The organism is Amycolatopsis sp. NPDC058278 (genome assembly GCF_042881395.1).
Taxonomy (GTDB): Bacteria; Actinomycetota; Actinomycetes; order Mycobacteriales; family Pseudonocardiaceae; genus Amycolatopsis.
This window is the reverse complement of sequence record NZ_JBHVXZ010000117.1, coordinates 18,899-31,588: the sequence shown is the minus strand read 5'-3', so window position 1 is coordinate 31,588 and position 12,690 is coordinate 18,899. Positions and strand designations below refer to the sequence as shown.

At 72.2% G+C, this 12,690-nt stretch carries 10 protein-coding genes; 2 read left to right on the top strand and 8 right to left on the bottom strand.

Features of this window, described 5'->3' with window-relative positions:
- Both ACFVYA_RS39715 and ggt read right to left on the bottom strand, forming a co-directional pair.
- The coding region (locus ACFVYA_RS39715) for an ISAs1 family transposase (RefSeq protein ID WP_387052420.1) at positions 1 to 622 on the bottom strand (622 nt) is incomplete at its 3' end.
- Positions 623 to 920: 298 nt separating this feature from the next.
- Entirely contained in the window at positions 921 to 2,717 is a 1,797-nt protein-coding gene (ggt, locus tag ACFVYA_RS39710; protein ID WP_387052416.1) for a gamma-glutamyltransferase, read from the bottom strand.
- A gap of 125 nt (positions 2,718 to 2,842) precedes the next feature.
- On the opposite strand from ggt, the gene ACFVYA_RS39705 reads away from it, so the two are divergent.
- Together ACFVYA_RS39705 and ACFVYA_RS39700 are read left to right on the top strand one after the other, a co-directional pair.
- Positions 2,843 to 4,207 carry a hypothetical protein gene (locus ACFVYA_RS39705; RefSeq protein WP_387052414.1) on the top strand — a complete coding sequence of 455 codons (1,365 nt, stop codon included), beginning with the start codon at positions 2,843 to 2,845 and terminating at the stop codon, positions 4,205 to 4,207.
- 159 nt (positions 4,208 to 4,366) lie between these two features.
- Positions 4,367 to 6,025 carry a CotH kinase family protein gene (locus ACFVYA_RS39700; RefSeq protein WP_387052412.1) on the top strand — a complete coding sequence of 553 codons (1,659 nt, stop codon included), beginning with the start codon at positions 4,367 to 4,369 and terminating at the stop codon, positions 6,023 to 6,025.
- Position 6,026: 1 nt separating this feature from the next.
- Here the strand turns inward: ACFVYA_RS39700 and ACFVYA_RS39695 are convergent, their stop codons facing one another.
- The 6 genes from ACFVYA_RS39695 to gmk all read right to left on the bottom strand — a co-directional run bounded on the left by ACFVYA_RS39695 (position 6,027) and on the right by gmk (position 12,649).
- Positions 6,027 to 6,896 (bottom strand): hypothetical protein, encoded by an 870-nt coding sequence (locus ACFVYA_RS39695; protein WP_387052410.1) that lies wholly within the window; start codon positions 6,894 to 6,896, stop codon positions 6,027 to 6,029.
- Between the two features lie 158 nt (positions 6,897 to 7,054).
- Positions 7,055 to 9,154, bottom strand: a complete 2,100-nt coding sequence (locus tag ACFVYA_RS39690) for a primosomal protein N' (RefSeq protein WP_387052408.1) — start codon at positions 9,152 to 9,154, stop codon at positions 7,055 to 7,057.
- Between the two features lie 91 nt (positions 9,155 to 9,245).
- Positions 9,246 to 10,448: a methionine adenosyltransferase gene (metK, locus tag ACFVYA_RS39685; RefSeq protein WP_285993751.1), complete on the bottom strand. Its 1,203-nt coding sequence runs from the start codon at positions 10,446 to 10,448 to the stop codon at positions 9,246 to 9,248.
- A 92-nt stretch (positions 10,449 to 10,540) separates the two neighbouring features.
- A complete protein-coding gene (coaBC, locus tag ACFVYA_RS39680; RefSeq protein ID WP_387052406.1) occupies positions 10,541 to 11,761 on the bottom strand; it encodes a bifunctional phosphopantothenoylcysteine decarboxylase/phosphopantothenate--cysteine ligase CoaBC in 1,221 nt (406 codons plus the stop codon).
- Positions 11,754 to 12,023, bottom strand: a complete 270-nt coding sequence (gene rpoZ, locus ACFVYA_RS39675) for a DNA-directed RNA polymerase subunit omega (RefSeq protein WP_387052404.1) — start codon at positions 12,021 to 12,023, stop codon at positions 11,754 to 11,756. Before rpoZ ends, coaBC begins: the two co-directional genes overlap by 8 nt.
- Positions 12,020 to 12,649 carry a guanylate kinase gene (gene gmk, locus ACFVYA_RS39670; RefSeq protein WP_387052402.1) on the bottom strand — a complete coding sequence of 210 codons (630 nt, stop codon included), beginning with the start codon at positions 12,647 to 12,649 and terminating at the stop codon, positions 12,020 to 12,022. Before gmk ends, rpoZ begins: the two co-directional genes overlap by 4 nt.
- Positions 12,650 to 12,690 lie beyond the last annotated feature (41 nt).

Below are 12,690 nucleotides of genomic sequence, written 5' to 3'. Positions count from 1 at the left end.
TGTCGAGCAGGCCGTGGAGACGGTGTTGGTTCTCTTTGAGGGTGAAGACGTAGTCCGCGCCGCGTTGATGCAGGTAGCGGGCATGTTCGGCGGTGGTGTGCAGGGCATCGGCGGTGACTACCCGCCCGGTCAGGTCGATGGTGTCCAGCAGTGGTTGGAACCAGGTGATTTCGCTGCTGCCGGCCGGGACCTGGCGTTGCCCGACGACGATGGCGTTGTCGTGGGTGATCGCGGCGAGCAGGTGCACCCCGGCGCCGCCGGTGCGGGCGAAGGTGCCGCGCAAGGATTTGCCGTCCACCGCGATCGCTGCCGGCGCGGTCTTGGCCAGGTCGGTGTTGCTGGTGTCGTGCTCGGCGAGCCAGTTGCTGATCACGTCATCGAGGATGTCGCCGTCGACCCGGCCGGCCACGCGTCGCACGGTGGCCTCATCGGGTGCTGCGTAGCGGGCTTGGCGGGGATCGAATCGCGCACCGAGTGCGGCCAGGATCGGCTGTGGCGCGTCGGCGGCCCATTCGCCGATCGCGGTGAACGATTGCGCGCCGGCCACGACGGCTGCAGCCGCGAGCGCCAGGATCGACCCGATCGAATGGCGTACACCTCGTCGATCTCGGGGGTCGGGCACGTCGGCGAGGCGTTTACACAGGTCAGCGGCCCAGCATGGATCGGCGTGGGAGTCGATGACCGGGGCCAGGCGATCACGTACGACGGGGATCAGGCACGATTGCGCAGCGGGCACGGCTCTCTCAGTCGATCATGGGACCTAGACAATCACATGATCGACGAGGGCCGTGCCCGCTCTGCGATCAGGCCAAAAGACTTTGCCGGAGCCCTGCCAGGGAGGGCGGGGGAGTTTTCCCGGCCGGTCCTGGGCCCGTGGGCAAAGCCCGCCTCTCCCGAACCGGGAAAGGCGGGCCTCCGCCCTACCAGCGCGCCGGCCACACCACCTGCGCCGCGCCCTGGCCGCGCCGTACCGGTTCCGCCGCCGCCAGCCAGCGGCCGTCGCGCAGTCGCTCCACGCCCGTGGCCGCGCCGATCTCCGCCGGGGCCGTCGAGAAGCCCTGGCCGCGGGCCCGCAGCGCCGCCGTCTCCGGCTGGTCCAAGAATGCCTGCTCCACCTGCGCCTGCGCCGAGTTGCGCTGCGACGCGCGCGGGGCCGCGATCGCGTTCTCCAATGACAAGCCGCGGTCGAGGCGGCCGAGGATCACCTGGAGCACCGTGGTGATGATCGACGCTCCGCCCGGCGAGCCCGTCGCGAAGAACGGGCGTCCGTGGTCGAGGACGATCGTCGGGGCCATCGACGAGCGGGGGCGCTTGCCCGGGCCCGGGAGGTTCGGGTCCGGCACGCCCGGCGTCACCGGCGTGAACGAGAAGTCCGTCAGCTCGTTGTTCAGCAGGAACCCGCGGCCCGGCACGACGATGCCGCTGCCGCCCTCCTGCTCGATCGTCAACGTGTAGGCGACGACGTTGCCCCACTTGTCCGCCACCGTCAGGTGCGTCGTGTTCTCACCCTCGTACGGCGTCGGGGCGGCGGTCGCGCCCGCGGCGCACGCGGCCGGGTGCCGGGGGTCGGCCGGGGCGACCGGGCTGGTCGCCGCCTTGTCCTTCGAGATCAGGCAGGCCCGGGAGTCGGCGAACCGCTGGCTCAGCAGCTCGCGCGCCGGGACGTCGACGAACGCCGGGTCGCCGATCCAACGGTTGCGGTCGGCGAAGGCGAAGCGGGTCGACTCCAGGAAGTACTGCAGGTAGTCGGCCTTGCTCGCGTGCTTCAGGTCGAAGTTCTCGAGGATGTTGAGCGCCTCGCCGACCGTCAGCCCGCCCGACGACGGCGCCGGCATGCCGTAGACGTCGAGTCCCTCGTAGCGCGCGTGGGTCGGGTCGCGCTCGATGGCGCGGTAGGCCGCGATGTCGGCCGTGGTGAGCTTGCCGGGCCGGACGTTCAGCGTCGACGCCGGGTCGACCGGCGGCTTCTGGACCGTCTTGGCGATGTCCGCGCCGATCGGGCCGCGGTACAGCGCGTCGACGCCGGACCGCTCGAGCTGCGCGTACGTGGCGGCCAGGTCGGGGTTCTTGAAGACCGTCCCCGGCGCCGGGGGCGCGCCGCCCGGCAGGTACAGCGACCGCGTCGACGGGAACGCCGAGAACCGCGCGGCGTTGTTCGCGATCTGCGTCTGGAACGTCTGGTCGACGACGAAGCCGTCGCGCGCGAGCTTCTCCGCGGGCTTCAGCGACTTCGCCAGCGACCGCGTCCCCCACTTGCGCAGCGCCTCGGCCCAGGTCGCGGGCGTGCCGGGCACGCCGACGCTCAGGCCGCTGGTGACGGCGTCGGCGAACGGGAGCGGCTTGCCGTCTTCGACGAAGAGGTTCTCGTCGGCGGTCTTCGGCGCGGTCTCGCGGCCGTCCAGGGTGTGCACGCGGTGGGTCTTGGCGTCGTAGTAGACGAAGAACCCGCCGCCGCCGACCCCGGCCGAGAACGGGTCGGTGACGCCGAGCGCGGCGGCGACCGCGACGGCCGCGTCGACGGCGTTCCCGCCGTCGCGGAGGACCTGCGTGCCGATCGCGGTGGCGTCGGCGTCGATGCTGGCCACAGCGCCCCCGAAGCCGACGGCGACCGGCGACTTCGGGGTGGGCGTGGCGGCGGTGGCGGGCACGGCGGCGCCGGCGGTGAGCACGGCGGCGACGGCCAGGACGAGCGTGGTGCGGCTCCAGTGCGCGGGCATGCGGGCGAGTCTGCCCCTTGGTCAAGGCAGCTTCAAGCCATCATCCGACTTTGCGCGCTTCTCGGATCGCTTCCCGGCCGGAAGACTGGGTGCCGGAGATCGCTCAGCGACGTGGAGGGAAACCCGTGCGCCTTTCCGCCCTGCTCCCCTTGCTCTCCGCCGTGCCGATGCTCGTGCTCCCCGGCGTCGCCGCGGCCACGCCGGCGCGGAGCTGCTTCGACGCGGCCGTCCCGCTGACCGTGGAGGAGCAGCGACTGACCGCGACGATGCCGGCCGGTGGGCCTGCCGTCGGTCCCGAACTGGTCCGGCTGGCCGGGCTGGCTCCCTTCGTCGCCGAGGTCGGGCACGACCTCTGCGCCGCACGCACACCGCGCCGGGCCGAACGGGTGGTCACGCAGGCCGGTGACCGGCTGTGGCGGACCGCGGTCGACCGCGCCCAGGGCCGCACGCCCGGCCTCGGCACGCTCGACCGCTTCGACGACCGGCCGCTGTACTGGGCGCGGCTGCAGCTCAGCAGCGCGATACGGCAGTGGCAGCCGCCCTTCCCGCTTCCGGCTTCGCAGCGGGTGGCCCTGCTCGCGGCGTTCGATCGCGGATCGCGCGGCCTCGACGACGTCCGGTTCCCGCTCGGGAAGACGCGGCGGGTCATGGTGAGCGGCTTCGACCCGTTCCAGCTCGACGGCGCCGGTGTCCGGATTTCGAACCCGGCCGGCGCGGCGGCCCTGCAGCTGGACGGGCGGGTCCTCGCCACGCCGTCGGGGCCGGCCGTGGTGCAGGCGGTGAACTTCCCGGTCGTGTGGAGCTACTTCGACGCAGGCATTGTCGAAGCGGCCTACGGCACGGCGTTGCGCGACCGTGCGCGACGACCGGACGTGATCATGACCATCAGCCAAGGGCGCCCGGGCCGGTTCGACATCGAACGCTGGGCCGGCGCCTGGCGCGGCGGATTCCCCGACAACAACAACGTGCCGGTCACCGGGGGCGTGCCACCGGCCGGGGGCTGGCCGCAGCCGGACGTCCAGTTCATCGAGACGACGCTGCCGTACGACCGGATGCTGGCCGCACCGGCCGGCGCCTACCCGGTGAACTTCAACCAGGCGTTCTGCGTGTGGCCGGACGCGGCCCATCCGGGCACCGGAACCCCGGTGTGCCGCTCGGACGCCCCGGCCGCGGGCGAGATCGCCGCCTCCGGCGGGGGCGGGAACTACCTGTCGAACGAATCGATGTTCCGCAGCAACCGCGTCCGCCTCGGCCTCGGGCGGACGTCGGTGGCCGGCGGCCACCTGCACACGCCGGTACTCGGCCAGCCGACGGCCCCGGACGCGCTGACGGACGCGGATTTCGAAGCCCGCCGCCAGGCGATCGCGGCCCAGGTGCTCACGTTGACGACGGCTGCCGCGAGTGGCCCCGGCACCGCTGCTCCGCTTGGAGTCACGGAACCACCGCGTGCCGCGGTGGAATCGTTGCCCGGCACGGTCTTGCCGAGCTGATCAGCGCACGACCGGCTATGGGCGCCGATGGCTGAGGTGGTCATTCCGGCGCTCCCCCACCGGCTGCGCGGGCAATGGGTGATACACCCACCCGGATCGGAACGGTCACGGAATTGTTTTCGCATTCTTGCCGCCGGAATCCGGTCGTACACTGGCCGGATGGGCAGCCAGGAGCAGCGCGCACTCGATTCCCTCTACGCGATCGACAATGTTTTGACGATCGATATCACGATGCCGCCTACGGACTGGGACGCGGTGCGCACCGAGCAGCCCGCCGGCGGGGTGTGCAACTTCGAGTGGACCGGCGGCAGCCGTTACACCTGGCGGGAGGCGACGTCGGTCGAGCTGTCCGGGACGAAGTTCCCCGTGCGGACGGCGCTGCCCCGCGTCGGGATCAAGAAAAAGTCTTTCTGCGGCTCGATCAGCAGCGGAAAACCCTGCCTGCACCTGGATTTCGCGAAATTCTCCGACGCGAACAAGGATCCGGTCCGGAAGCTGATCGGCTCGCGGTACCTGACGCTCAACAACTCCGTGCAGGACCTCTCCTACCTCCGGCAGCTGCTCGGCTACAAACTGTTCGAGCTGGCCGGTCTCCCCTTTTCGCGGGGCAATTACGCCCAGGTGCGGGTGAACGGCGTGCCGATCGGGCAGGGGGAGGCCGGTGTCGACAGCCCCGGGGTCTTCGTGAACGTCGAGCCGGTCATGCCGCGCTACGTCGAGCGCAACTTCGGGCACCTGAACGGCAACCTCTACGAGCTGGAGCACGAGGACGACTTCATCGCCGAGCGGTTTCCCTTCATCGGGGTCGAATCCCTCTCGAAGTTCGACGACAAGGCCGACCTGCGGTTCGCCATCGACCACATCGGCGCGCACGGGCTGGCCGGGGCGAGCGAGGTGTTCGACCTCGACCAGTTCGTCAAGATCTACGCGATGGAGTTCTTCCTCAAGCACTGGGACGGCTACTCCCGCAACACCAACAACACCTACGTCTACAACGACGTGGACGCCGTCGCCCAGCCGGGCGTCGACGACATCGACTTCAAGCTGATCCCGTGGGGCCTCGACCAGACCTTCCAGCCCGCCCGGCACTTCCGCCTCGACACCGCCGGGCTGCTCGCCAGGCTCGTGCGCGACGACGCGGGACGGCGGGCGCAGGTGGTCGGCCAGATCCGCGCCTACCGCGAATCCGTCTTCGGCTTCCAGACCCAGCAGGAGGTGCTCAAGCCGTTCCTCGACGGGATGGGGACGCTGCTGGCCGGGTTCGGCGTGCCGGACGTGCCCACGCAGCTCACCGCCGTGCGGAAGCAGCTGCGGCTGGCCGCGTCCGCCGGCTACCTGTGCGGCGGCCTGCCCGGCAGCGCCGGCGCCTACGTGCGCGACGACGTCACCAACGAGTGCCTGCACGCCAGCCGCAGCGAAGTCATCCCGGCCACGGCGGAGGAGCCCGGCGGTGCCGAGGTCGTCCACCGGCTGCGGCCGGCGAACGTCGACGACACGGACCTGTGGTGCTTCGCCCCGCTCGGCGCCGGGCAGTCGGTCGGCAGCAAGGCGTCCGGGCAGCCCCTCCACGCCACCACGACGACGTCGGGCCAGGGCCACCCCCTACTTTGCACGCGCGCGGCGGACAACGCGGCCCAGGCCGAAGAGTTCTCGGTGACCCCGGTCGACCCGGTCGGCGACGACTTCGGGTTCAGCGGCTGGTTCACGCTCACGAGCATCCGGACCGGGCTGGGCGCGGCGTTCGGCACGGATCCCACGGCGACCGGAAAACCGCGCGTCCACCAGGACGCCAATCCGTCGAAGCTGTACTTTTCCTGACTCACAGAACCGCGTAGCCGCCGGCGTCGTCGACGATCAGGATCCGCTGCTCGCCGCCGATCGAGAACGTCGTGACGCCCTCCGGCTTCGCGGTCCGGTGGAAGGCGACGTCGAGCAGCGCGGCACGGTCGCCGGCGCGGTTCCAGGTGCCGAGCCGGAACGGCGCGTCGCCGTGGCTGGTCGAACGCCCGAGCAGCAGCAGGAAATCGCCGGTCCCCGCGGCCCCGGAAACGTCCCGGATCCCCCGGGTCACGCCCGGCTCGGGCAGCCGCACGCGGATCAGTTCGGGGTGCCCCAGCGACGCGGTCGTCCACCGCGTTCCGCCGACGTCGGCGGGGACCCGGACCAGCGTGACGCAGCCCGGCTCGGCCGGTCCCCGCAGGCCGAACAGCAACGCGTTCCGGTCCCAGGCCAGGCCTTCCACGTTGAGCCCGCCCGCATCCGGTTCCCGCCGCCCGGCCGCGGCGAGCGCGGGCTCGCGGGCGAGCAGCCAGTCCCGGAACCCGTCCATCGGTTCCGCGGGCAGCGCTCCGCCGGGTGCGTACCGAACGCGCACGAGGCCGTCGCAGATCCGGTTTCCGTCCGCGACGCACAACGAAGAAGCGACGACGAGGAAGACCTCCCCGCGCACATCGACCCGGGTGAGACCTTCGGGATCACGCAGCTGTCCCCGGCCCACCCCGGCCAACGGGCGCCGGTGAATCCGTTCGACCGCGACGACGCCGGGATCGAACGTCATTTCGAACAACGCGGTGGGGTCTTTGTTGTCGACGAAGACGAACCGCCGGGAACCCACCTGGGCGACCCCGGAAGCGTTGAACGGCACTTTGCCGTTCCGCTCCGGGAAAGGTGTCGGCCGGACCTTCGCCATGGAACCAACGTACCGCCGCTCACCCTCGTCCTTGCCCGATCAGCCGCGCCCAGCGAAAACCCACCGATGACTTCCGCGTCCGCCATCGGCTCGGCCACGTCCCACCGGGGCGTGATCCCCCCGGCGGAGAACTGGATCCGGCCGGAGATGGCCTGACGTCAGATGAGCTCCAGCGGGTCCACCTGGATGCGAATCGGTTCCGTCGCCTTCCGGGCGTCCCGGCGGGCCGCGGCCGCGTGGATCGACGCCGCCAGGGCCTTGCCCTCCGCTCGCGATACCCGCACCAGCGCCCGCTCGCGGTCCGCGTTGCCCTCCTCGTCCAGCTCGCCGATCGGGACCGGCCCCAGTACCTCCCCGGACGACGGCAACGGCAGGTCCTCCAGCAGGGCCGCCACCGCGTCCGGGCTGCCCTCCACGCTCGCCATGCGCATTGCCGGCGGGAAGCCCAGCTCGCGGCGCTCGGACAGTTCCTGGCCCGCGTGCCAGGCCGGGTCCCAGCGGACCAGTGCCTGGACCACCGCCAGGCCCGCCTCCGCGCCGACGATCACGCGGCCGCCCGCGGCGGCCGGGCGGACCAGGGCCGCCGCCGCCATCCAGCGGCGCAGGGTCTCCTCGCCCGCCCGCAGGTCCTGGCGGCCCAGCAGGGCCCAGCCGTCCAGCAGCAGGGCCGCGCCGTAGCCGCCGTCGGCCACCGGCTCCGCGCCCGGCGTGCACACCACCAGCGCCGGTTTGCCCGGCACCGATTCCAGGACCTCCGCCGCCCCGGACGTGCGGACCGGGACGCCCGGGAACGCGCGGCCGAGCTCCTCCGCCGTCCGCTTCGCGCCGACGATCACCGCGCGCAGCCGGACCGAGCCGCACGCCGTGCAGCGGAACGCCGTTTCGGGGACACCGCACCAGCGGCAAGCCGGCGGTTTCGGCTGCCCGTCGAGCGATCCGCCGGGCAGTGCCAGCGGCCCCGCGCACCGGCGGCAGTGCGCCGGTGTCCGGCAGTTTCCGCAGGCCAGGCCGGGTACGTACCCGCGCCGCGGTACCTGGACCAGTGTCGGCAGGTCCGCGGCGAACGCCTGGCGCGCCGCCTCGAAGGCCACCGCCGGCAGGCGCGCCACCCGGGCGGCCTCGTCCCGGGCGACGTCGAAGTCCTCGCCGACCGGGGTGACGCGCGGGGCGGCGGCGCGCAGTGTCGCCCGGTCCGCCAGGACCGGGGCGGCCCAGCCGGACTCGACGAGCAGCTGGGCCTCGGCCGTCCGGGCGAAGCCACCGACCAGCAGCGACGCCTTCGCCGCGTGCGCGCGGTCCATCAGGACGTCGCGGACGTGCGGGTACGGCGCGTGCTGGTCGAGGTGCAGGTCGTCGCCGTCGTCCCAGACGGCGAACAGGCCGGGGTCGCGGACCGGCGCGAACATCGCCGCCCGCGTCCCGACGACCACCCGCACCGCGCCGCGCAGCACGGCCAGCCAGCGCCGGTACCGCTCGGCGGGCCCGAGCCCGGCGATCAGCGCCACGACGGCGTCCTCGCCCACGAGCGCCGCGCAGGCCGCGTGGACCCGGGTCAGGTCGCGGTGGTCCGGCACCACCAGCACCGCGCCCCGGCCCGCGGCGGCCACCGTGCCGGCGGCCTCGGCGAGCCGGCGCGGCCAATCCTCGCCGGGCAAGGCCTGCCAGACGGCGTTCGCGGGCTTGCCCTCGGCAAGGGCCTCCATGAACGCCGGGCCACGCTGGTAACGCCCCCAGGCCGCGAGGTCGGGTGTTTCCGGTGGTCCCGCCGGCGGGACCGGCGGTTCGCCTTCGGCCTTGGCGTGCCGCGGCGGGATGGCGAGCCGCAGCACGTCGGACAGCGTGCCGCCGTAGCGGTCGGCGACCGCCCGGCACACCGCGTGCAGCGACGGCGGCAGCACCGGCTCGGCCGACGTCACGCGGTCGAGGAAGGCCAGCTTGCTGCCGTAGTCGCTGGTCTCGCCGCGCTCGATCAGGTAGCCGTCGACCAACTGCCCGGCGAACCGGACCCGGACGCGGCAGCCCGGCACGGCGGACTCGTGCAGCTTCTCGGGCACGAGGTAGTCGAAGGTGCGGTCCAGGTGCGCGAGCGGGATGTCGACGACGATCCGCGCGACCGGCAGCTCGGGCGCGGGCGACTGGGCGCCCTTCGCCTTTTGCCCCGGCTTCGGCGCCTTCTTCCGGGCACGCGACGGCGCCGCCTTGGCGGCGGGCGGCTTCTCCGGGAGGTCCCAGAGAGCTTCGGGCTCGGAACTGCTCACGCCGTGATCTCTACCAGACCCCACCGACACCCCGGACACGAGGAAGGCCACCCCGGGGAATCCTGGGGTGGCCTTCACCGGATCGTGCGTGTCAGGCGCCCGCGGCCGCCTTCAGGGCCTCGGCGCGGGCCGTGCTCTCCCACGGCAGTCCCAGCTCGGGCCGGCCGAAGTGGCCGTACGCCGCCGTCGGGGCGTAGATCGGGCGCAGCAGGTCGAGGTCGCGGATGATCGCCGCCGGCCGGAGGTCGAAGACCTCGGTGATGGCCTGCTGGATCTTCGACGGGTCGACCGTCTCGGTGCCGAACGTCTCGACGAACAGGCCGACCGGGGCCGCCTTGCCGATGGCGTAGGCGACCTGCACCTCGGTGCGGGAGGCCAGGCCCGCGGCGACGACGTTCTTGGCCACCCAGCGCATCGCGTACGCGGCGGAACGGTCGACCTTGGACGGGTCCTTGCCGGAGAACGCGCCGCCGCCGTGGCGGGCCATGCCGCCGTAGGTGTCGACGATGATCTTGCGGCCGGTCAGGCCGGCGTCGCCCATCGGGCCGCCGATGACGAACCGGCCGGTCGGGTTGACCAGCAGGCGCGCGTTCGAGGTGTCGATGCCCAAGCCCTCGAGCTCGGGACCGACGACGTGCTCCTTGACGTCGACGCTGAGCATCCGCTCCAGGTCGATCCCGTCGGCGTGCTGCGAGGACACGACGACCGTGTCGAGGCGCACCGGCTGGTCGCCGGCGTACTCGATGGTGACCTGGGTCTTGCCGTCCGGGCGCAGGTACGGCAGCACGCCGTCCTTGCGGACCGCGGTCAGGCGCTTGGAGAGCCGGTGGGCCAGCGCGATCGGCAGCGGCATCAGCTCGGGGGTGTCCGAGCAGGCGTAGCCGAACATCAGGCCCTGGTCGCCGGCGCCCTGGCGGTTGATCTCGTCTTCGTCCGACTCGACCCGCGACTCGTACGCGGTGTCGACGCCCTGGGCGATGTCGGGCGACTGCGAGCCGATCGCGACGTTGACGCCGCAGGAGTTGCCGTCGAAGCCCTTGGCGGAGGAGTCGTAGCCGATCTTGAGGATGACGTCGCGGACGATCGTCGGGATGTCGGCGTACGCCTCGGTGGTCACCTCGCCGGCCACGTGCACCTGGCCGGTGGTGATCAGGGTTTCGACGGCGACGCGGCTGCGCGGGTCCTTCGACAGCAGGCCGTCGAGGATCGAATCGCTGATGGCGTCGCAAATCTTGTCGGGGTGTCCTTCGGTCACCGACTCCGAGGTGAACAATCTGCTGCTGGACGCGGTCACGGTGGCCGTCACTTCCTCACCTAGTCGTCGGATGCCCGGTGGGTTAGGCACCCCTTACCTGTGCAAGCGTACTGATATCGCTCCAGGGACGGTCAACGCTTCATGAAGCTCACAACAGCGTCCCACAATGTGGACGCGAGTTCGGCCTTCGCGCCCAGCGGGATCGGGATTTCGGTGCCGTCGGCCCCCAGCAGCCAGCCCGAATTGTCCTCCGTGCCGAACGCCTTGCCGTCGCCGACGGCGTTCACCACCAGGAGATCCGAGCCCTTGCGCTTCAGCTTCGCACGGGCGTGGTCGAGAACGCTGCCCTGCGCGTCGCCGGTTTCCGCGGCGAATCCCACGACGACCTGACCGGGACGCCGGTTTTGCACCAATTCCGCGAGAATGTCGGCATTGCGTTCGAGCGTGATGACTGGGTCCGGCTGGTCGTCGGACTTCTTGATCTTGTGCTCGGCCCGGTTCGCCGGCCGGAAGTCGGCGACGGCGGCGGCCATCACGACGACGTCCGCCGACTCGGCCGCGGCGTGCACCGCCTGCCGCAGCTGCTCGGCCGTCGAGGCGTGCTCCACGGTCGCGCCCGCCGGGTCCGGCAGGGCGACGGTGTGCGCGGTGACCAGCGTGACGTCGGCGCCGCGCTGGGCGGCGACGCGGGCCAGCGCGTAGCCCTGCTTGCCGGACGAGCGGTTGCCCAGGTAGCGCACCGGGTCGAGGGGTTCGCGGGTGCCGCCCGCCGAAATCACCACGCGGACGCCTTCGAGGTCGCGCGGGAGGGCGTCGGGGCGGGCCAGCAGCAGCCGGGCCAGGTCCACGATCTCGGCCGGGTTCGCCAGGCGGCCCTTGCCGGTGTCGGCGCCGGTCAACCGGCCGGCATCGGGCTCGGTGACGACCACGCCGCGCGAGCGCAGCAGGGCGACGTTGTCGCGGGTCGCGGGGTGCTCCCACATCTCCGTGTGCATCGCCGGGAAGAAGGCGACCGGGCACCGGGCGGTGAGCAGGGTGTTGGTCAGCAGGTCGTCCGCGAGGCCGTGGGCGGCCTTGGCGAGCAGGTTCGCCGTGGCCGGGACGACCAGGACCAGGTCGGCTTCCTTGCCGACGCGGACGTGCTGGACCTCGGGGACCTCGGTGAACACGCCCGTGTGCACCGGGTGCCCCGAGAGGGCTTCGAAGGTCGCCGCGCCGACGAAGTTCAGCGCGGCTTCGGTGGGGACCACGCGGACGTCGTGACCGGATTCGGTCAGCCCGCGCAGGACCTCACAGGCCTTGTAGGCGGCGATCCCGCCGCCCACGCCCAGGACGATGCGGGGTTTACTCACCCTCGGTGTGCTCGAGCAGGCCGCCGTGGATCTCGCGCAGCGCGATCGAGAGCGGCTTCTCGCGCGGGCCCGGCTCGACGAGCGGGCCGACGTACTCGAGCAGGCCCTCGCCCAGCTGGGCGTAGTAGTCGTTGATCTGGCGGGCGCGCTTCGCCGAGTAGATCACCAGCGCGTACTTCGAGCTGACCTTCTCGAGCAGGTCGTCGATCGGGGGGCTGGTGATGCCCTCGAGCTCTTCGGTCAGGATCGCAGGGGTGGTCACTCGTGGTGCTCCGCTTCGTCGGAAAACTGATCAGCTGTAATCAAGTTTAGCAAGTGCCCGGCGGCCTCCCGCACGTCGGCGTTGACGAGGCGGTGGTCGAACTCCCCCGCCGCCGCCAGCTCGCGCTCCGCTTCGGCCAGCCGGGCCTGCACCGCGGCCTCGTTTTCGGTGCCGCGCCCGGTGAGCCTGCCGACCAGTTCCTCCCACGACGGCGGCATCAGCATCACCAGCCGGGCCTCCGGCATCGCCGCGCGGACCTGGCGGGCGCCCTGCAGCTCGATCTCCAGGACGGCCGGGCGGCCCTCGGCGAGGGCCTTCTCGACCGGCTCGCGCGGGGTGCCGTAGCAGTTGCCGGCGAACTCGGCCCATTCCAGCAGCCGGCCGTCGGCGACCATGGCGTCGAACTCCGCGCGGTCGACGAAGTGGTAGTGCGCCCCGTCGACTTCGCCGGGACGCGGCTTGCGCGTGGTGACCGAGACGCTGAACCAGACATCGGGCTCCAGCTTCCGCAGCTCGCCCACCACGCTCGACTTCCCGACTCCCGAAGGCCCCGATACGACGGTGAGCCGGGGCCGGGGGAGGTCCCCCCACACCCGCGCACCCACCCCGGCGGCGCCCCCGCCCAACCGGTAGTAACGACCCGCGCCGTTAACAAGGCCCAGAACAC